At 71.7% G+C, this 20,087-nt stretch carries 18 protein-coding genes; 10 read left to right on the plus strand and 8 right to left on the minus strand.

Annotated elements, in window-relative coordinates; translation table 11 throughout:
- The first annotated feature begins 44 nt into the window (after positions 1-44).
- The gene (locus ACFVHK_RS02555; RefSeq protein WP_129234183.1) at positions 45-611 is read left to right on the plus strand and encodes a dihydrofolate reductase family protein; all 567 of its coding nucleotides are present in this window, start codon (positions 45-47) and stop codon (positions 609-611) included.
- A 9-nt stretch (positions 612-620) separates the two neighbouring features.
- Here the strand turns inward: ACFVHK_RS02555 and ACFVHK_RS02560 are convergent, their stop codons facing one another.
- Entirely contained in the window at positions 621-1,898 is a 1,278-nt protein-coding gene (locus tag ACFVHK_RS02560; protein WP_376927441.1) for an MFS transporter, read from the minus strand.
- 275 nt (positions 1,899-2,173) lie between these two features.
- Here ACFVHK_RS02560 and tdh point away from each other — a divergent pair, with 275 nt between their 5' ends.
- The 4 genes from tdh (at position 2,174) to ACFVHK_RS02580 (ending at position 6,196) form a co-directional block, all read left to right on the plus strand.
- Entirely contained in the window at positions 2,174-3,217 is a 1,044-nt protein-coding gene (gene tdh / locus ACFVHK_RS02565) for an L-threonine 3-dehydrogenase (RefSeq protein WP_376927442.1), read from the plus strand.
- Between the two features lie 2 nt (positions 3,218-3,219).
- Positions 3,220-4,413: a glycine C-acetyltransferase gene (locus ACFVHK_RS02570; protein WP_376927443.1), complete on the plus strand. Its 1,194-nt coding sequence runs from the start codon at positions 3,220-3,222 to the stop codon at positions 4,411-4,413.
- A 216-nt stretch (positions 4,414-4,629) separates the two neighbouring features.
- Entirely contained in the window at positions 4,630-5,064 is a 435-nt protein-coding gene (locus ACFVHK_RS02575) for an SRPBCC domain-containing protein (protein WP_376927444.1), read from the plus strand.
- Between the two features lie 55 nt (positions 5,065-5,119).
- A complete protein-coding gene (locus ACFVHK_RS02580; RefSeq protein WP_376927445.1) occupies positions 5,120-6,196 on the plus strand; it encodes a LacI family DNA-binding transcriptional regulator in 1,077 nt (358 codons plus the stop codon).
- 147 nt (positions 6,197-6,343) lie between these two features.
- Here the strand turns inward: ACFVHK_RS02580 and ACFVHK_RS02585 are convergent, their stop codons facing one another.
- From ACFVHK_RS02585 to ACFVHK_RS02595, 3 genes are all read right to left on the minus strand, one after another.
- Complete coding sequence (locus ACFVHK_RS02585) at positions 6,344-7,105, minus strand: head GIN domain-containing protein (protein WP_376927446.1); 762 nt, start codon at positions 7,103-7,105, stop codon at positions 6,344-6,346.
- Positions 7,106-7,186: 81 nt separating this feature from the next.
- The gene (locus tag ACFVHK_RS02590; RefSeq protein WP_376927447.1) at positions 7,187-8,545 is read right to left on the minus strand and encodes an MATE family efflux transporter; all 1,359 of its coding nucleotides are present in this window, start codon (positions 8,543-8,545) and stop codon (positions 7,187-7,189) included.
- Positions 8,545-8,916 carry a YccF domain-containing protein gene (locus tag ACFVHK_RS02595; RefSeq protein WP_129233653.1) on the minus strand — a complete coding sequence of 124 codons (372 nt, stop codon included), beginning with the start codon at positions 8,914-8,916 and terminating at the stop codon, positions 8,545-8,547. The genes ACFVHK_RS02590 and ACFVHK_RS02595 overlap by 1 nt, the downstream gene beginning before the upstream one ends.
- Before the next feature lie 99 nt (positions 8,917-9,015).
- Here ACFVHK_RS02595 and ACFVHK_RS02600 point away from each other — a divergent pair, with 99 nt between their 5' ends.
- The 5 genes from ACFVHK_RS02600 (at position 9,016) to ACFVHK_RS02620 (ending at position 15,729) form a co-directional block, all read left to right on the plus strand.
- Complete coding sequence (locus tag ACFVHK_RS02600) at positions 9,016-10,392, plus strand: TrkH family potassium uptake protein (RefSeq protein ID WP_376927448.1); 1,377 nt, start codon at positions 9,016-9,018, stop codon at positions 10,390-10,392.
- The gene (locus ACFVHK_RS02605) at positions 10,385-11,089 is read left to right on the plus strand and encodes a potassium channel family protein (RefSeq protein ID WP_207207009.1); all 705 of its coding nucleotides are present in this window, start codon (positions 10,385-10,387) and stop codon (positions 11,087-11,089) included. The genes ACFVHK_RS02600 and ACFVHK_RS02605 overlap by 8 nt, the downstream gene beginning before the upstream one ends.
- Positions 11,090-11,153: 64 nt before the next feature.
- On the plus strand, positions 11,154-13,160 hold the full coding sequence (locus ACFVHK_RS02610) for a M13 family metallopeptidase (protein WP_376927449.1): 2,007 nt from the start codon (positions 11,154-11,156) through the stop codon (positions 13,158-13,160).
- Between the two features lie 94 nt (positions 13,161-13,254).
- Complete coding sequence (locus ACFVHK_RS02615; RefSeq protein ID WP_129233647.1) at positions 13,255-14,163, plus strand: serine hydrolase; 909 nt, start codon at positions 13,255-13,257, stop codon at positions 14,161-14,163.
- 171 nt (positions 14,164-14,334) lie between these two features.
- A complete protein-coding gene (locus ACFVHK_RS02620; RefSeq protein WP_376927450.1) occupies positions 14,335-15,729 on the plus strand; it encodes a pyridoxal phosphate-dependent decarboxylase family protein in 1,395 nt (464 codons plus the stop codon).
- Positions 15,730-15,777: 48 nt separating this feature from the next.
- On the opposite strand, the gene ACFVHK_RS02625 is transcribed toward ACFVHK_RS02620, so the two are convergent.
- The 4 genes from ACFVHK_RS02625 to ACFVHK_RS02640 form a co-directional block, all read right to left on the minus strand.
- A complete protein-coding gene (locus tag ACFVHK_RS02625) occupies positions 15,778-16,413 on the minus strand; it encodes a TetR/AcrR family transcriptional regulator (RefSeq protein ID WP_376927451.1) in 636 nt (211 codons plus the stop codon).
- Between the two features lie 18 nt (positions 16,414-16,431).
- Complete coding sequence (locus ACFVHK_RS02630; RefSeq protein WP_376927452.1) at positions 16,432-17,733, minus strand: ABC transporter permease; 1,302 nt, start codon at positions 17,731-17,733, stop codon at positions 16,432-16,434.
- On the minus strand, positions 17,730-18,440 hold the full coding sequence (locus tag ACFVHK_RS02635; RefSeq protein ID WP_129233651.1) for an ABC transporter ATP-binding protein: 711 nt from the start codon (positions 18,438-18,440) through the stop codon (positions 17,730-17,732). The genes ACFVHK_RS02630 and ACFVHK_RS02635 overlap by 4 nt, the downstream gene beginning before the upstream one ends.
- A gap of 140 nt (positions 18,441-18,580) precedes the next feature.
- Entirely contained in the window at positions 18,581-19,897 is a 1,317-nt protein-coding gene (locus tag ACFVHK_RS02640) for a cyanophycinase (RefSeq protein WP_376927453.1), read from the minus strand.
- Positions 19,898-20,087 lie beyond the last annotated feature (190 nt).

A 20,087-nucleotide genomic window follows, 5' to 3' on the forward strand; every position in this document is an offset into this window, starting at 1 on the left:
GAGGCGGGCCGCCGCGGGCGCGGCCCACGACGGACGGGGGCGTCATGGGGCGCGTGGTCTACGGCAACCAGATGTCGCTCGACGGGTACGTCGCCGACCGGGAGGGCCGCTTCGACTGGGCCGTGCCCGGCGAGGACGTGCACTCCGCGGTGAACGACGACCTGCGGAACGTCGGCACGTTCGTGCTGGGCCGGAGGGTCTGGGAGGTGCTCCGGGCGTGGGACGTGATGGACCTGGCCGACCAGGGCGACGCCGTGCGGGACTTCGCCGGGATCTGGGCCGCTGCCGACAAGGTCGTGTGCTCGCGCACGCTCGCGGAGGAGGATCTCGCCGACGCGCCGCGCACGCGGCTCTCCCGGACCTTCGATCCCGACGAGGTGCGGGCGCTCGCCGCGGCGTCCGACCGCGACGTCGCCGTCGGCGGGCCCGAGCTCGCGTCGCAGGCGCTCGCCTCAGGCATCGTCGACGACGTGTCGCTGCACGTGCACCCGGTCGTCGTCGGGGGCGGAACGCCGGCGTTCCCGACCCCCGTGCTGCTCGGCCTCGAGCTCGTCGAGCAGCGGGCGTACGACGGCGGGGTCGTGGGCCTGCGCTACCGGCCCCGCGCGTGAGCGCGGGCGTCAGCCGGCCCGGCGGCTCCGCTCGCGCGCCGCGGGCGCGGCGATCCCGGCCATGACCATGAGGCCGAGGAGCACGAGCATGCCGTTCAGGATCCCGAACCGCTCCCCGAGGAACCCGATGAGCGGCGGGCCGACCAGGAACGCGCAGTAGCCGATCATCGCGACCGCGGACACGCGCGCCGCGGCATCCGCCCGATCGGGGACGTCTGCGGCGGCGGACATGCCGACCGGGAAGGCGAGGGAGCAGCCGATGCCCCAGAGCAGGGTGCCGACGACGATCGTCCACGGCTGGTCGCCGAAGATGAAGAGCGCGAGCCCGATCACGCCGATGCCCGCCATGACCTGGAGCATGATCACGCGGCCGAAGCGGTCGATGAACGGGCCGCCGAGCACGCGCGCCGTCGTGATCGCGATGGTGAAGACCGTGAAGACGGCAGCCCCGGTCGTCGCGTCGAGCCCGTGGCCGTCGACGACGGCGAGGGCGATCCAGTCGTTCGCGCTGCCCTCGGCGAACGACATGCCGAGCATCACCACGCCGATGAGGAGGAGGCGCACGTCGGTCCAGACCGAGAGGCTGCGCCGGATGCGGACGCCGAGCGGTTCGCGCGGCGCGCCCGTGTGCGCATCGTCACCGAGCTCCTCGCGGACCGGCACGTACCGGACCGCGACGACGACGCCGACGGCGATGAGCGCGGCGATCGCACCGAGGTGGATCGCCGTGGCGATGCCCAGGGCGGATGCCGCGGCCGCGAGTCCGGCGCCGGCGACCGTGCCGAAGCTGAAGAACGCGTGCATGAGCGGCATGACCGTCTTGCCGAGCTCGCGTTCGGCCTCGGCGCCCTCGACGTTCATCATCACGTCGACCGCGCCGTTGCCGAACCCGAACAGCGCGAGACCGAGCACGATGAGCGCGACGCTCGGCACGACCGAGCCGCCGAGGCCGACCGAGACGAGGCCGAGCGCCGCCGTGGCGAGCACGCCGATCATGCCGAGGCGCGCGCCGAAGCGCGCCATGAGCCAGGGGGCCGCGATGAGGCCGAAGATCGACGCGATCGAGCCCATGAGGATGACGAGGCCGACGCCCTGCGTGCTGAGGTCGACCGCGTCGCGGATCGCGGGGATGCGCGCGACCCAGCTGGCCAGGCCGAAGCCCGAGAGGAAGAAGATCGCGAAGATCGCGTTGCGCCACGCGACGAGTTCGCCGCGGGGGCGGGCGGATGCCGCGGCGGGCGCTTCGGCGTCGCCGGCTCCGGGTGCGTGCTGGTCGTGCTCGCTCATGGTGTCTGCGTGGTCTCGGTGCTGCGACATTACTGCCTCGTCGTCGGGGTGGTGCGGGAGCCGGCTCGAATCGATTCGACTCGAATCGATTCGAGATTAGCGTCCCGCCGGGGGCGGTGCAAGGCCGTCGCTCGCGCTCTCCCGCCCCGCGTCATCCGCTCGTGCCGCTCGTTACGATGATCGGGTCACCTCGACGCGCGCCGTGACCCTCGGCGGGCGAGCCCGGCACCCGCACACCCCGCGTGGCGCCCGTACGAAGTCAGGACACGACGCCGATGAAGGCACTCTTCAAGTCCGCGCCCGGCGCGGGACTCGAACTCGTCGACCGACCGGAGCCCGAGACGGGACCGGCCGACGTCAAGATCCGCGTGCTCCGCACTGGGATCTGCGGCACCGACCTCCACATCGAGAGGTGGGACGACTGGGCCGCCTCCGAGATCCGCACCCCGCTGATCCCGGGACACGAGTTCTACGGCGAGGTCGTCGAGGTCGGCGAGCTCGTGCACGACATCGCCGTCGGCGACCGGGTCTCGGGCGAAGGGCACATCGTGTGCGGCATGTGCCGCAACTGCCGCGCCGGCCGCCGCCAGATGTGCATCCGCACCAAGGGCGTCGGCCTCCACCGCGACGGCGCGTTCGCCGAGTTCGTGGTCATGCCCGGCGAGAACGTCTGGGTGCACCACGACGACGTCGACCCCGAGGTCGGCGCGATCTTCGACCCGTTCGGCAACGCGGTGCACACGGCGCTGGCGTTCTCGCTGGTCGGCGAGGATGTGCTCGTCACCGGCTGCGGACCCATCGGCCTCATGTCGATCGCGGTCGCCCGCCACGTCGGCGCCCGGTTCATCGTCGCGAGCGACGTCTCGCCGGCCCGCCTCGAGCTGGCCATGAAGATGGGGGCGGATGCCACGGTCGACGTGTCGCGCGAGCGCGTGCGCGACCTCCAGCCGCGCCTGGGGATGCGCGAGGGCTTCGACGTCGGCTTCGAGATGTCGGGCTCGTCGAAGGCGCTCCCCGAGATGATCGACAACATGAACCACGGCGGTCGCATCGCGCTGCTGGGCCTGCCGAGCGAGCCGTTCGCCGTCGACTGGGGCAAGGTCGTCACCCACATGCTCACGCTCACGGGCATCTACGGTCGCGAGATGTTCGAGACGTGGAACTCGATGAGCGCGATGCTGCAGACCAGCCCCGTGCTGCGCGAGCGCGTCGCGTCCATCATCAGCGACCGCTACCCGGCCCGCGAGTGGCGCGCGGGCTTCGACGCCGCCGCCTCCGGCGGCGTCGGCAAGGTCATCCTCGACTGGACGGAGGTCTGAACATGTACGGATCCGTGAAGGACCAGCTGCGCGCCGAGCTCGACGAGATCGAGGCCGCGGGCCTGACCAAGCGCGAGCGCGGCATCCACGGGCCGCAGTCCTCGGAGATCGAGGTCGCGGGGCGCACGGTGCTGAACTTCTGCGCGAACAACTACCTCGGGCTCGCCGACGACCCGCGCATCGTCGCGGCCGCGCATCGCGGGCTCGACGAGTGGGGCTACGGGCTCGCGAGCGTCCGATTCATCTGCGGCACGCAGGAACTCCACCTCGAACTCGAGCGCGCGGTGTCCGACTTCCTGGGCTACGACGACACCATCCTCTTCTCGTCGTGCTTCGACGCCAACGGCGGCGTCTTCGAGGTGCTCTTCGGGCCCGACGACGCGATCATCTCCGACGAGCTGAACCACGCGTCGATCATCGACGGCATCCGGCTGTCGAAGGCGCAGCGCTTCCGGTACCGCAACCGCGACCTGGCCGACCTCGAGGCGAAGCTGCAGGAGGCCTCGGGCGCCCGCCGCCGGGTGATCGTCACCGACGGCGTCTTCTCGATGGACGGCTACATCGCGCCGCTGCAGGAGATCTGCGACCTGGCCGAGCGCTACGACGCGCTCGTCTTCGTCGACGACTCGCACGCCGTCGGCTTCGTCGGCGAGCACGGCCGGGGGACTCCGGAGTACTGCGGCGTCGAGGGACGCGTCGACATCACGACCGGCACGTTCGGCAAGGCGCTCGGCGGGGCGTCCGGCGGCTACGTCGCGGCACGGCAGGAGATCGTCGACCTGCTGCGCCAGCGTGCGCGGCCGTACCTGTTCTCGAACACGCTCGCTCCGGCGATCGTGGCCGGCACGATCGAGGCGCTCCGGCTCGTCAGCGAGTCGGGCGAGCTGCGGCAGCGCCTGACCCGGAACGCGGCGCTGTTCCGCGAGCTCATGGCGGATGCCGGCTTCGACCTGCTGCCCGGCGAGCACCCGATCGTGCCCGTCATGTTCGGAGACGCCGCGCTCACGGCGCGGATCGCCGACGCCCTCCAGGAGCGCGGGGTCTACGTGACGGCGTTCTCGTACCCGGTCGTGCCGAAGGGCAAGGCGCGCATCCGCGTGCAGCTCTCCGCGGCGCACTCCGAGGACGAGGTCCGTCGTTGCGTCTCGGCGTTCGCGGCCGCGCGCGACGCGGTGCTCGCCGGCGCCTCCGCCTGACGGATCGGCCCGACCGGCGGACGGATCGGCCCGGCGGGCGCAAGGGGGCTGTGGACTCGATGCGGGAGGCGTAGCGTCGGTGGTGCGCCGACGCGCGATCCGCGTCCGGTGCACGGTGCTCGTGCCGTCACACTGCCTCGCGGCCGTCGACGGCGACGACCGCGGCCGTCGACCCGACGCCGCGCGACGGGCGCCGGAGACGACAGGAGGCACGTGATGCTGGAGGACCTGGTCGTGACCTCGGCGGTCGAGGTGAACGCCTCCCCGGAACGCGTCTGGGCGGTGATCACCGACCCCGCGGCGGCACGCGAGTACATGTTCGGCGCTCGGCTCGAGGCCGACTGGATGGTCGGTGGTGCGCTGCGCTGGAGCGGCGAGTGGCAGGGCCGGCCGTACGAGGACCACGGGACCGTGCTGGAGTTCGACCCGCCGCACCGGCTCGTGCACACGCACTTCAGCCCGCGGCGCACGAGCGGACTCGAGCCCGACGACCACCACACGCTCACCTGGACGATCGACGGCGGGGGAGACGCGCCGACGGTGCTCTCGCTCTCGCAGGACAACAACGCCACGCCGGAGTCGGCGGCGCACGCGAAGCGGGTGTGGGACGCGCTCGTCGCGAAGGTCAAGGAGATCGCCGAGCGCCCGTGAGCGCCGGGTCGCCCGCCCCAACCTGCTCGAATCGATTCGACCGTACAATCGAATGGTGAGCCCCGAACCCGCAGCCACCACCGGCACCGTCACGCGCGTGACGCTCGCCGACGTCGCCGCGCACGCCGGCGTGTCCGCCTCCACCGCGTCGCTGGCATTCAGCGGCTCCGGTCCGGTGTCGGATGCCACCAGGGAGCGCGTCCTCGCCGCGGCATCCGAGCTCGGCTACGCCGGCCCCGACCCGCGCGCCAGGTCGCTCCGCCGCGGTCGCTCGGGGATCGTCGGCGTCGTGCTCGAGGAGCGCGTGCGCGCCGCCTTCCTCGACCCCGTGAAGATCCAGACGCTCGACGGGCTCACCGAGGGCATCGCACCTCTCGGAGCCGGCCTGCTGCTGTTCACCGACTCCGGCGACCCCGACGCACCCGTCAGCCTCGACACCGCCCCCGTCGACGCGGTCGTGCTCATCGGCTGCAGCCCGAAGTTCTTCCGCCAGGTCGAGGCGCTCCAGCGCCGCGGCATCCCCCTCGTCGCCATCGAGGGGGCGCCGGGCGGCGACATCCCCGAGATCACGATCGACAACCGCGAGGCGACGCGCCTCGGCGCGGAGCACGTGCGCTCGCTCGGACACACCGACGTCGCGACGGTCACCCTCCCGTTCGAGCCCACGCGCACGCGCGGCGAGCTCACCCCCGAGATGGAGGCCGGCGCGACCGTCGACACCGCCGTCGAGCGGCTGCGCGGCGCGCGCGACGTCTTCCCCGACGTCCGCGTGGGCGTGGCCGGCGCCAGCTCGATCGAGGAAGGGCTCGAGGCGGCGCGCCTGCTGCTGGCGGATGCCGCGACGCGGCCGACCGCGATCATCGCCCAGTCCGACCTGCTCGCGGCCGGCGTCATCCAGGCGGCCGAGGAGCTCGGCCTCCAGGTGCCGCGCGACCTCAGCGTGATCGGCTTCGACGGCATCCGAGTCGACGGGCTGCAGCACGACCTGACCACGCTCGTGCAGCCGTCGGTCGCGAAGGGGCGTGCGGCGGGCGAGGCGATCGTGCGGATGCTCTCGGGCGAAGCGGCATCCGGCACCGACTTCACGAGCACGCTGCACGTCGGCGACACCACGGCGCCGCCGCGCGCCTGAGGCGGTCGGCGCCCCCGGCGCGGCCCGCCCGCGCCTACGGGAGGACCTTCCGGACGACACGCCGCAGCGGCATCCGCCGGCGTCGGCGTGTCTCGCCTTTCTTCCTCCCGAAGCGCACGAGCATGACGCTCCGCTGCCCGTGCCGACTCAGGACGGCGTGATCTCGCCCGAGCCCGACACGGTGCTGCGGATCTCCGGGCGCCCCGAGTACCGCACCGTGCCGCTGCCCGAGAGCACCACCTCGAGCGAGTCCGACGCGTCGACCGAGATCTCACCCGAGCCCGACAGCACGACGCGGGCGCTGTCGGCGCGGAGCGCCGAGGCGTCCACGTCGCCCGACCCGTCGACCTGGATCTGGAGATCCTCGGTCGTGCCGCTCGGGACGATCGACCCGGAACCGCTGATCGAGGCGCGCACCGACGTCGCGTCGAGCTCGTCGGTCTCGATCTCGCCCGAGCCGCGGATCTCGAGCGCCACCTCGTCGGCGTCTCCGAACTCGGCGGTCACGTCGCCGGACCCAGAGATCAGGACGGACTCGAGCGAGGTCAGCGTGATGTCGAAGACCAGGTCGCGCGCGCCGACGACGATCGGACCGCGCTGCACGTCGATGACGAGACGGTCGCCCTCCACCTCGGTCGTGAGGCGATCGAGCACGTTCTCGCCACCCGTCACGGTGAGCGACGGCGCCTCGCCGAGCCGGATCGTCATGTCGCCCGCACCGCGCAGGACGACGCCCGACGCGTCGCCGATCTCGCGCGTCTCGGTGCGCGTGTCGCCGGGCGTCACGAACGGCACGCACGCCGTGAGCGCGACCAGCACGCCGGCCGCGAGGACGGCGGCCGCGCTGCGGGCGACCGCGCGGGTCGGAGCGTGGGCGGTGGGACCGGGCAGGACGCGAGGCGCGGACATGTCTGCCTCCTTCGAACGGCGGTTCCTCGAACCTATGCGGTGCGCGCGCGAACGGTCGGGCCATTGGTCACGCGGCGCCGCTCACACGGGGGCGCCCGTCACCATCCACGCCCGGCCCCGCGCCCGCAGCGAGAGCGTCACGGCCCGCGCGGCGAGGTAGCCCAGGGAGAACGCGGCGGTGAGCGCCGCGAGCGCCGCCGCGCCCGGGACGTCGGCGCCGGAGGCATCCGCCCACCACACCACGCCGAACGCCATCGGCACGAACGCGACCAGGTTGACCAGGCCCGTCCAGGCCAGGTAGCGGGCGTCGCCCGCACCGATGAGCACGCCGTCGAGCACGAACACGAGGCCGCCGAGCGGAGCCGACAGGCCGAGCACCACGAGCGACGGCGGCAGGAGCGCCGCGACCTCGGCCGACGACGTGAACACCGCCGGCAGCACCCAGGCGGTCGCGATCACCAGGGCGCCGACCACCGCGCCCGCTCCCACGCCCCACTCGACGCAACGGCGGAGCACCGCTCGCACCACGTCGACGTCGCCCGCCCCGAGGCCCTTGCCGATGAGGGCCTGCGCCGCGATCGCGAGCGCGTCGAGCGCGAACCCGAGCGTGAAGTAGATCGTGATCGCCACCTGGTAGGCCGCGAGCTCGTCGCGCCCGAGCGAGGTCGCCGCCCACGTCGCGAGCAGCAGCGCCACGCGCAGGCTCGCCGTGCGGAGGAACAGCCAACCGCCGTCGCGCGCGCCGCGCAGCACGCCCGCGTGGTGGGGCCACGGGCTCGCGCCGACCCGTGCGCCATGCCGCGTCACGACGACGAGGTAGACGAGCACCATGCCCCACTGCGCGACGACGGTGCCGATCGCCGACCCGGCGATGCCCCAGCCGAACCCGTAGATGAAGAGCGCGTTGAGCGCGATGTTCGCGGCGAAGCCGATCCCGGCGACCCAGAGCGGGGTGCGGGTGTCCTGCAGGCCGCGCAGCAGGCCCGTCGCCGCGAAGACGACGAGCATCGCGGGCAGGCCCGCCATCGAGATCGAGAGGTAGACGGATGCCTCGGCGGCGACGTCCGCCGAGGCGCCGAAGGCGCCCACCAGCCACGGCGCCGCGAACCAGCCCGCGAGGGCGAGCACCGTGCCGAGTCCGAGCGCGAGCCAGAGGCCGTCGATGCCGGCCGCGACGGCGCCGCGTTCGTCGTGCGCTCCGAGTCGCCGCGCGACCGACGGCGTGGTCGCGTACGCGAGGAACACCATGAGGCCGACGATCGTCTGCAGCACGGCGCTCGCGAGGCCGAGGCCCGCGAGCGGCGCTGCGCCGAGGTGGCCGACCATCGCCGTGTCGGCGAGCAGGAACAGCGGCTCGGCGATGAGGGCGCCGAGCGCGGGGACGGCGAGGCGCAGGATGTCGCGGTCGACCGTCCGGCGCGCGGTGATGGAGCTCGCCACTATGCGTCGACGATCTCCTTGCCCAGCGGCGCGAGCGAGACCGGGATCAGCTTGAAGTTCGCGATGCCGAGCGGGATGCCGATGATCGTGAGGCACATGACGATGCCCGTGACGAGGTGCTCGAGCGCGAGCCACCAGCCGGCGAGGAGCACCCAGATGACGTTCCCGATGAACGACCAGGCGCCCGACGTCGGCTTGGAGACGACCTGGCGTCCGAACGGCCAGAGCGAGTAGTTCGCGATCCGGAACGACGCGACGCCCCACGGGATCGTCACGATGAGGATGCACATGAGGAGCCCTGCGAGCATGTACCCGATCCACAGCCAGATGCCCGCGAGGATCAGCCAGACGACGTTCAGGATCGTGTTCAGCATGGCTCGATCATCGCACCGGGGCGGCGGCGACGCGATCCGGAGGACCCCCGGAACGCCGGAGGCGCGCCGGGTCGCCCACAGGCGTATGATTCCGCGGTGACCTTCCGCGCGTCGGTCCGCGAACCGCGGCCGCACCGCTTCCGACGGGGCATCCGGCTCCACCCGGCGCAGGCCGTGGTGGTGGGGTTCGCCGCCGCCGTGATCGCCGGCACCCTGCTCCTCTGGCTCCCGCCGATGACCGTCGATCCCGGCGGGACCTCGTTCACGGACGCGCTGTTCACCGCCACCAGCGCCGTCTGCGTGACCGGGCTCACGGTCGTCGACACCGAGCTGCACTGGAGTCCGCTCGGGCACTCGGTGATCCTGCTGCTCATCCAGCTCGGCGGCCTCGGCATCATGATCTTCGCCTCGCTCATCGGCCTCGTGCTCGCGCGGAAGATGAGCGTGCGATCGCGGCTGAACACCGCGGCGGAGGCCAAGGCGGTCGGCTACGACGACGTGCGCGGCCTGGTGCGGGGGATCGTGCTCATCTCGTTCGGCATCGAGGCCGTGACGTGGCTGTTCCTGTTCCCGCGGTTCCTCTTCGGCTACGACTACCAGCCGGCGGATGCCGCGTGGTACGCGCTCTTCCACTCCGTCTCGTCGTTCAACAACGCGGGCTTCGCGCTGTACACGAACAACATGATGGACTTCGTCGCCGACCCGTTCGTCTGCCTGCCGATGTGCGCCGCGATCATCCTCGGCGGTCTCGGCTTCCCGGTCATCATGCAGTTGCGCAAGGAGTTCGGGCACCCGCGGCACTGGTCGATGAACACGAAGCTCGTGCTGTGGGGCACGGTCGTGCTGCTCGCCGGGGGGTTCGCGTACCTCGCGGTCGCCGAGTGGAACAACGAGGGCACGTTCGGGCCGCTGTCTCCGGGCGCCAAGCTCCTCGCCGCGTTCTTCATGTCGACGCAGGCCCGCACGGCGGGCTTCAACAGCATCGACGTGGGCCGGATGCACGACGAGAGCTGGGTCGTGATGGACGTGCTCATGTTCATCGGCGGCGGACCGGCCGGCACCGCCGGCGGCATCAAGGTGACCACGTTCGCGGTGCTCTACTTCATCCTGCTGACCGAGTTCCGCGGCGAGGGTGCGGTCAACATCTTCGGCAAGCGGCTCAGCCGGGCCGTGCACCGCCAGGCGATCACGGTCGCGCTGGTCGCCGTCGGCGCGGTGATGACCGCGATCATCCTCCTCATGCACCTCACGAAGCTCGACCTCGACCTCGTGGCGTTCGAGGCGGTCTCGGCCTTCGCGACCGTCGGCCTGTCCACGGGCATCACGGGCGACCTGCCGCCGAGCGCCGAGGTGGTCCTCGTGCTGCTCATGTTCCTGGGCCGCATCGGCCCGCTCACCCTGGGGTCGGCGATCGCCCTCCGCGATCGCCGCATCCTGTACGAACTCCCGAAGGAGAGGCCCGCCATTGGCTAGGTTCACCCTGTTCGGCGGTGCGAGCGACACGTCGCGCCGCATCGCCGAAGCCGACTCGGTCGCGGTGATCGGACTCGGCCGCTTCGGCAGCTCGCTCGCGCTCGAACTCATGGCCGGCGGAACCGAGGTCCTCGGCATCGACGCCGACGAGGAGATCGTGCAGTCCCTGAACGGCCGCCTCACGCAGGTCGTCCGCGCCGACTCGACGAAGTCCGAGGTGCTGAAGCAGCTCGCCGTCGACGAGTTCGACCGGGTCGTCGTCGCGATCGGCAGCGACATCACCGCGTCCATCCTCACCAGCTCCGTCCTCCTCGGCATGAAGATCCCCGTGATCTGGGCGAAGGCCGTGACCGAGCAGCACGCCGTCATCCTCGAGCAGCTCGGCGTGCACCACGTCATCCGGCCCGAGGCCGAGATGGGGCGGCGGGTCGCCCACCTCGTGCGCGGTGCCGCGCTCGACTACATCGAGATCGAGAAGGGCTACGCGATCGTGAAGACCGCGCCGCCCTCGCGGCTGCACGGAGTCCCGCTCGGCCGGACGGCGCTCCGGAAGGAGCTCGGCGTCACGGTCGCCGCCTTCAAGCGGCCCGGCGAGGAGTGGCGCAACGCCGACGCCGAGACCGTGCTCGGGCCCGACGACACCGTGCTCGTCGTCGGACCGACGCGCAAGGCCGAGGGGTTCGCCCAGTTGCGCTGACGTGTCGCGGCGGTTCGCGGCATCCGCTCAGCACTGCCGACCGGGTGCCGCCTAGGCTGTGGGGATGAGCGATGCGAAGAAGCCCAGCGGCATCATCCTCGACGAACTCGACGCCGACGTGCGTCCGCAGGACGACCTCTTCCGCCACGTCAACGGCAAGTGGATCGATCGGACCGAGATCCCCGACGACAAGGCGCGCTACGGCAGCTTCATCGTGCTCTACGAGGAGGCCGAGCAGGCCGTCCGCGAGATCATCGAGGAGGCGCAGGCCGCCGAGCCGGGGACGGAGGCGCGCAAGGTCGGCGACCTGTACGCGTCGTTCATGAACGAGGAGCGTGCGGAGATGCTCGGCGCGACGCCGATCGCCGGACAGCTCGTCGACGCATCCCTGCCCGGCACCGTCGCGCAGCTGCTGGAGGCGATCGGCCGCCTCGAACGTCAGGGCGTCGGCGGGTTCGTCCAGCTCTTCGTCGACAACGACCCCGGCGACCCGGAGCGCTACCTCGTCTTCGTCGAGCAGAGCGGCATCGGCCTGCCAGACGAGAGCTACTACCGCGAGGAGCGCTTCGCGCCGATCCGCGAGAAGTACCTCGGCCACCTCGAGCGGATGTTCGGGCTCGCCGCGCTCGACGACGGCGCCGCGCGTGCGAAGCGCGTGTTCGACCTCGAGACCGAGATCGCGAAGTCGCACTGGACCAACGTCGACTCGCGCGACAGCCAGAAGACGTACAACCTGATGCCCTGGTCCGAGGTCGCCGCCGCGTCATCCGTCGACCTCGACCTGTGGCGCGACGCGATGGGCGTGCCCGACGGGGCGTTCGCCGAACTCGTCGTGCGGCAGCCCAGCTTCGTCGAGGGCGTCGGTGCGCTGATGACCGCCGACCGCCTGCCCGCGTGGCGCGACTGGCTCGCGTGGCAGGTCGTCCACGGCGCGGCGCCGTACCTCGGCAAGGCCTTCGTCGAGGAGAACTTCGACTTCTACGGCCGCACGCTCACCGGCACGCCGCAGCTGCGGGAGCGCTGGAAGCGGGGCGTCTCGTTCGTCGAGGGCGCCATGGGCGAGGCCGTCGGCCGCATCTACGTGGAGCGGCACTTCCCGCCCGCGGCGAAGGAGGCCATGGACGAGCTCGTCGCGAACCTCGTCGAGGCCTACCGCGACTCGATCGCCGGGCTCGACTGGATGGGCGAGGAGACCCGCGAGAAGGCGCTCGACAAGCTCGTGAAGTTCACGCCGAAGATCGGCTACCCGGTGAAGTGGCGCGACTACTCGACGCTCGAGGTCTCCGCGGCCGACCTCGTCGCGAACGTGCGTGCGGCGGCCGAGTTCGAGTTCCAGCGTCAGCTCGGCAAGATCGGCAAGCCCCTCGACCGCGACGAGTGGTTCATGACGCCGCAGACGATCAACGCGTACTACAACCCGGGGTTCAACGAGATCGTGTTCCCCGCCGCCATCCTCCAGTTCCCGTTCTTCGACGAGAATCGCGACGCGGCGGCGAACTACGGCGCGATCGGCGCGGTCATCGGGCACGAGATCGGCCACGGCTTCGACGACCAGGGCTCGCGCTTCGACGGCGACGGCCGGCTCGTCGACTGGTGGACCGAGGCCGACCGCGCCGCGTTCGAGGAGCGCACGAAGACGCTCATCGAGCAGTACGACGTGCTGGTCCCGGCGCAGCTCGCCGACGGCGCCGCCGACGACGGGGGCGAGGCGGATGCCGCGGGCGCCCCCGCGCACGTCAACGGCGCGCTCACGATCGGCGAGAACATCGGCGACCTCGGGGGTCTGGCGATCGCCTGGAAGGCGTACCTGCTCTCGTTGGGCGGCAGGAAGGCGCCCGTGATCGATGGCCTCACCGGTGCGCAGCGGTTCTTCCTGTCCTGGGCGCAGGCCTGGCAGATGAAGGGGCGCGATGCCGAGGTCGAGCGGCTGCTCGCGATCGATCCGCACTCGCCGAACGAATTCCGGTGCAACCAGATCGTGCGCAACATCGACGAGTTCTACACTGGCTTCGAGGTCACGCCCGATGACGAGCTCTGGCTCGACCCGGCCGATCGCGTCCGCATCTGGTAGCACCTCACCCCAGACCCCCGTCCGATCCCGTCGAGCGCACCGCGATGCCGCGGTGGGGGAGCGCGCGACCCGAACGAAAGCCGCTGTTCCTGTCGTGGTGACCTCGTCCCAGGGTTCCGAGCGCCGTGCTCGGCACGCATCCTTCCGACGAGGCCGCCATCGCGGCGATGAGCTCGCCGAGGACTTCTCGCGCGGCTTCGACTCCCTCGGCGAGCTCGCGCTGGGCGGCGTCCAGGTCTCGGCGCGCGCGACCGACCTCGCGACGGGTCGCGTGCTGTTCTCCGTCGACGACCACGTGGTGATGCCGACCGCGTCGATCGGCAAGGTGCTGCTGCTCGTCGAGGTCGCCTCGCGCCTCGGCCAGGCGAGCCCGGAGGCGTTCACCGTGCTCGACCGGGCGCCGCGCGACGCCGTCGGCGACTCGGGCATCTGGCAGCACCTGCAGACGCCGTCGCTGCCGATGTCCGACCTCGCGGCGCTCGTCGGCGCGACGAGCGACAACCTCGCGACGAACGTCCTGATCCGCCACGTGGGCCTCGAGTCGGTGCGGTCGCGGACCGAGGCGCTGGGGCTCACGCGCACGGCGCTGCTCGACCTCGTGCGCGACCACCGGGGGCCCGACGACGCGCCGCAGCTGTCGATCGGCTCGGCGAAGGAGCTCACGTGGCTGTTCGCGTCGCTCGCGCGCGGCGAGATCGTGAGCCCCGAGGTGTCGCAGCGGGTGGTCGGATGGCTGTCGCTCAACGCCGACCTCTCGATGGTCGCGTCGGCGTTCGGGCTCGACCCGCTGGCGCACCGCACGCCCGACCACGGCCTGCTCCTCATGAACAAGACGGGCACCGACGGCGGCGTCCGCAGCGAGGTCGGCGTGCTCCGCGGTCCGCGTGCCGGGGTGGCGTACGCGGTGTCGATGTATTTCGCCGACACGCAGCTCGCGTCGCGCCTCGCGGTGCTCGACGGCATGCGACGGGTAGGGGCCGACCTGCTCGAGTACGTGCACTGAGCGGCGCTCGGCGGCGCCCACCGGCGGCCGCGCATCGCCGTGTGCGTCATTCTTGCGTGCATTAGCCGTCTCACGCGGCTTCATTGCATGTGACGGCGAACTCGCGCTCGCAGTTTGCGAATGATCCTCCTGTGACGCACACTTGTGCCTGCTCTCACCGATAGGAGGATCATGTCCGGCCGAGCCGCCCCGTCATTCCCGGCGTCCATGCACGAGGTCTCCGAGCGCACCTCGGACCTCGTCGAGCTCGTGCTCCGGTACGCGCGCGACCGGATCCTCTCGACCGAGACCCCGCTCGACAAGCCGATCCCGCCCATCGACCTCGGCCGCCTCGCCGGGCGCAGCATCGACGAGCACGGCATCGGCGCGGACCGGGCGCTCTCGCGGTTCGAGCACGTCCTCGCGCCGGCGTGCATCACGACCGACCACCCGCAGTACCTCTCGTTCATCCCGACGGCGCCGACGAAGGCCGCGGTCGCGTTCGACCTCGTCGTCTCGGCCAGTGCGCTGTACGGCGGATCCTGGCTCGAGGGGGCGGGCGCCGTGTACGCCGAGAACGAGGTGCTGACCTGGCTCGCCGCCGAGTTCGGCCTGCCGTCCACCGCGGGCGGGGTGTTCGTCCAGGGCGGCACGCTCGGCAACCTCTCGGCCCTCGTGGCGGCCCGCGAGCACGCGCGCGCCACCGTCGCCCGCGACGGCACGGAGACGCCGCAGCGCTGGAAGGTGGTCTGCAGCGCCGAGGCGCACTCGTCGATCGCCTCCGCGGCGAGGGTCATGGACGTCGACGTCGTCGCCGTGGACCCGGGTGAGGACGGGGTGCTCCGCGGAGCCGCCGTGAGGTCCGCACTCGACGAGTACGGGGCATCCGTCTTCGCCGTCGTCGCGACCGCCGGATCGACGAACTTCGGCATCATCGACGACCTCGCCTCGATCGCCGCGCTCAAGGACGAGTTCGACGTGTGGTTCCACGTCGACGGGGCCTACGGCCTGGCCGGCATGCTCTCCCCGGTCGCCCGGAACCGGTTCGCCGGCGTGGAACGAGCCGACTCGGTGATCGTGGACCCGCACAAGTGGCTGTTCGCGCCGTTCGACGCGTGCGCGCTGATCTACCGCGACCCGGAGGCCGGACGCCGCGCGCACACGCAGCACGCCGAGTACCTCGACACGCTGACCGAGACGAGCGAGTGGAGCCCGTCCGACTACGCGGCCCACCTCACCCGACGGGCGCGCGGCCTGCCGCTCTGGTTCTCGCTCGCGACGCACGGCGCGGCGGCCTACCGCGAGGCGATCGGCGCCTCGATCCGCCTGGCGCAGGACATCGCGCGCGAGATCGAACGCCGTGACGGATTCCGCCTGGTGCGCGAACCGCAGCTGTCGGTCGTCGTCTTCGAGCGCGAGGGATGGACGAAGGCCGACTACGCGCGGTGGTCGACCCGGCTGCTCGACGAGCAGCACGCGTTCGTCACGCCGAGCTCCCACGCGGGGCGTCCGAACACGCGGTTCGCGATCGTCAACCCGATGACGAGCTTCGACCAGCTCACGGCGATCCTGGACACCATGGCCTGACCTCGGATGGCCCGCAGGGCCGATCGAGTCGATCGTCGGCCGCGCAGCTCAGCCGAGCTTGCCGATCACGCGCTCGAGGCGTTCGCCGAGGCGGCCCGCGTCGATCGGGCCGGCCGGATCGTCCGCGGCGCGCCGCGCCCAGCTGAGCCCGACGTAGCGCATGAGCCCGGCGAGCAGGTGCGTGATGATCTCGGCCTGCTCGGGGAGGTCGGCGAGCTCGGCCTCGTCCGCCCCGTCGCGGAGCGCGTCCTGGCGGAGGCGGAGTTCGAGGATCTGGCGGAGCTCGGCCTCGATGGCGGCGAGCCGCTCCATCTGGCGCGCGAGGAGCGCGGGGTTCTGCGAGACCGCGGTGATGCGGCGCACGAGGAGCGTCGGGTCCGCCGGCAGGCTGCCGGGCTCGATCCGGACGAGGCCGGCGGCCTCCGCGAGCAGCGGGCCGTCCGAGACGATGAACTCCCGGGCGGCCTGCTGGTCGATGACCGGCTCGTCGGTGCCGAGCAGCGCGGCATCCTTCGTCTTGAAGTGGTTGAAGAAGGTCCGCTGGCTGATGCCGGCGGCGTGGCAGATCATGTCGACCGTGACCTGGTCGTAGCCGTGCTCGTCGACGAGGTCGATCGCGGCGCGTTCGATCGCGGCGGTCGTCTCGGCGACGCCGCGACGCCGCGATCCGGGTTCGGTCGACATGATCCGCCTCCTGGTCGATTACTCGTACCGTAGCGAGTCGATCGGGTCCTGACGTGCCGCCCTGCGGGCGGGCAGCACGCCGGACAGGAACGCGACGAGCATGATCACGAGGATCACGATGGCCACGTTGGCGGGGTCGAACAGCAGGATCATGAGGCCCGGCAGGTCGGCGAGCGGTCCGGCGGACAGCGCCGTCGAGATCGCCGAGCCGAGCCCGATCGCGGCGACCGCGCCGATCGCGGATCCGAGGAAGCCGATGACGACCGCCTCGAGGCTGAAGAGCGAGAAGACCCGACCGTTCGACATCCCCATGGCCTTCATGAGGCCGATCTCCCGCGTGCGTTCCTGCACGCTCATGAGCAGCGTGTTCACGATGCCGAAGGATGCCGCGAGCAGCGCGATCACCGAGAACGCGCTGAGCACGCCGATGATGCCGTTGATGACGGTCTGGATGACGCCGAGCTGGTCCTCGACGGTCTGGCCCGCGAGGTCGGCGTCGGCGAGCCGGGACTTGACGTCCTCGACGTCCTCGTCGGTCACGGCGCCGCCCGGCCCGGCCCCGTCGAGGTGCGCGACCGCGAGCACGTACGCCTCGGGCTGCCCGGGGATGGCCTGCGCGTCGGTGACGGCGTCGGTCAGGTGCGCGTTGGCCCCCGCTCCCGAGGCGAAGAGGCTCATGCGCGCGATCCCCGCGACCTCCGCATCGATCGTCCGCTCGCCCTGAGCAGCGTCCGTGTACCCGACGGAGACGGTCTCGCCGATCGCGGCCTCGGCGTCGGCGAAGCCGAGGGCCTCGACGTAGTCGTCCGGGAGGACCACCTGCGCGGCATCCGTCTCGTTGTCGAGCTGGTCGCCGGCCACGAGGTCGCTGCGACCGAGCGACGAGCTCGGGTTGACGTCGATCTCGTAGCGGTCGTCGCCTCCGCCGTCCGCCGGGGCAATCCAGTCGATCGTGATCTGCCGCACGGGCTCGACCTCGTCGATGCCGTCCATTCCGCGCATCGCCTCGAGGTCGTCGGCGTTCAGGAGGGTGCCGGAGCCGAGTGGGTTGGGCTGCGTCGCCTGCTGCCGCCCGTCGGCCTCGAACGGGGTGGGCCCGTCCGTCGTGTCCGAGGTCTCGGCCGGAGCGACGAGCAGCGCGTCGCCGGTGCTGACGGTCGCGACCTGCCTGGACACGTAGTCGTTGACGCCGGCGCCGAGTGCGGTCGTGAGCGTGAGCGTGAACGCGCCGACGAACAGGCTCAGCACCGTGAGCGTGGTGCGCAGCCTGCTGCGGAACGCGTTCCGAGCGGCGTTGGCGATGATGTCGGCGGTCCTCATCGTTCCGCTCCTTCCACGGTCAGGCCGTCGGCGATGGTGACGTGGCGATCGCACCGGGCGGCGAGGTCGTCGTCGTGCGTGACGACGACGAGGGTGATGCCCCGTTCGCGCTGGAGGCCGAAGAGGATGTCCTCGACCTGCGATCCGGTGGCGGTGTCGAGGTTGCCCGTGGGTTCGTCGGCGAAGATGACGTCGGGATCGTTGACGAGCGCGCGCGCGATGACGACGCGCTGCTTCTGGCCGCCGGAGAGGTCGTTGGCCCGGTTCCCCGCCTTGTCGGCGAGCCCCAGGGCGTCGAGTACCGCCATGCCTCGCCGGGCGCGCTCGCGCGGTGCCACGCCGGCGACGAGGAGCGGCAGGGTGACGTTCTCGAGGACGGACTGCTGCGCGGTGAGGAAGAACTGCTGGAACACGAACCCGAACCGTTCGTTGCGCAGGCGGTTGATCCGCTTCGCCGAGGCGGATGCCGCATCCTCGCCGTCCACCTCGACCGCGCCGGTGGTGGGCCGGTCGAGCAGGGCGAGCAGGTGCATCAGGGTCGACTTGCCCGAGCCCGACTTGCCCACGATCGCGAGGGACTCCCCGCGGTGGACGTCGAGCGACACGCCCTTCAGGGCGTCGAACCGGGAGTGCCCGGCGCCGTAGGTCTTGGTCAGCGCGTGCGCGCTGAGCACCGGCGGGGCGCCTGGTGCGGGTGCGGGGGCCATGGCGATTCTTCCTTTCACTGGGTGCAGCATCGTGATGCAGTGACTGCAACAGTGACTGACGGGCCTGTGAAACCGCCCGGAACGCCGACGGGCGGCGGACGGCACCCGGTGCCATCCGCCGCCCGCGGTCGCCTCGACGCTCAGTCCGCGGTCGCGACGACCTCGATCCGCATGACGAGGCCCGCGAAGGAGACGGAACCGGCGGGCGTGGCCCACGCTCGCGTGCCCGGCTCGCGGGTCAGGGTCGTCCGGAACTGCGGCGACTCCTCGAAGCTCGTGCCGCTCGCGCTGCGGGCGCTCGACGCCACCGTCTCGCGTGCGAGGTCGCGCAGCGAGTAGACCCCGCCCGAACCCTCGAGCGAGTCCCAGACGTCGGCGCGCTCGGCCACCGGACCCGCGGTGGGCCGGACCGCCGACGAGCCCTCGGCCGCCAGCGCCAGGCCTCGCCTGAGGTTGACGGAGTCGCCGGCGGTGGCGTAGCTCCAGCGCACCCCGGTGACGCCGCCATCGGCTTCGCGCGCGTCGCCCAGGTCGAGCAGCGACGCGCCGTGCTCGCCGATCACGCGCCCGACGCCGGTCGTCCGGTCGAGGACGACGGCCGTGGTCTCGTCGATGCCGAGCACCAGGTCGTGCCCGGTCTCGAGGCCGAGCTTGACCGCGCGGCCCTGGCGACCCCAGGTGGTGAAGTGGCTGTCGATCTGCACGCCCTCGACGAAGCCGAAGCCGCCGGACGGCAGGTAGCCGAGTTCGGTCGGGTCGTCGAGGTAGCCCGCCGTCGCGCCATCCCGCCAGGCTTCGTACGACTCGCCCCCGGTCACCATGTCGGCGCCCTGCTGGATCGCCAGGCCGGCGCTGACGCCCGCGACCACGCCGCGGTCGGCGGCTGCGCGGAGCACGCTGAGCACGGGGGTGTCCGCGCACGACTCGAACGCCTCGAGCGGTGCGGGTTCGCAGTCCTGGAGGGTCCGGACGTAGCGCATCTGGTCCCCGCCGCCGAAGAAGACGCCGGTGGCGCTCGCGATCTCGGCGACGACGGCGGGATCGTCCGCGCGATCGGGTCGGTATTCGTCGCCGGGGTAGTCGACGGCCGTGTCGACGGGCACGGCGTAGGTCTCGGCTCCGTACTGCTGGAACAGGTCCGAGTAGTACAGGCCGTTGGCGGCGGCGTTGTTGAGCGACGCATCGGCGGCCTGCTCCGGCGTTCGCGCGGATCGGGCTGCGGCGGTCACGATCGCGATGCGCGCCTTCTCCGGGCCCGCGCCGTCGGGGTCGGCGAGGTCGACGATCGACTGCAGGATCTCGGCGTTCTCGTCGAGGTTGCCGCCGATCATGACGGCGTGGGGAGCGGACGCGCGCACGCCCGGGGCGGACGCGGCGGCCGCGGCGGTCGCGGGCGCCAGCGAGAGGACGAGCGCCGCGGTCGCGCAGGTCGCGAGGGCAGGGGAGAGAGTTCGCACGATTGCCTCCTTGGAATGTGCGTTACAGAAATGGTCGTGTGGACCGCGATGCTAATGCACGCTACGGAAATCCGAAAGGGTTCCCAAGGCGCGATGAGATCATGCGTGCGCGCAGGTGCTGCCCTCGGCGATTCGTTACAGAATGAAAAAGTTCTGGCAATTCCGGAACAGATGTTACATACTCGTCCTG

The organism is Agromyces binzhouensis (genome assembly GCF_042672355.1).
Classification (GTDB): domain Bacteria; phylum Actinomycetota; class Actinomycetes; order Actinomycetales; family Microbacteriaceae; genus Agromyces; species Agromyces binzhouensis.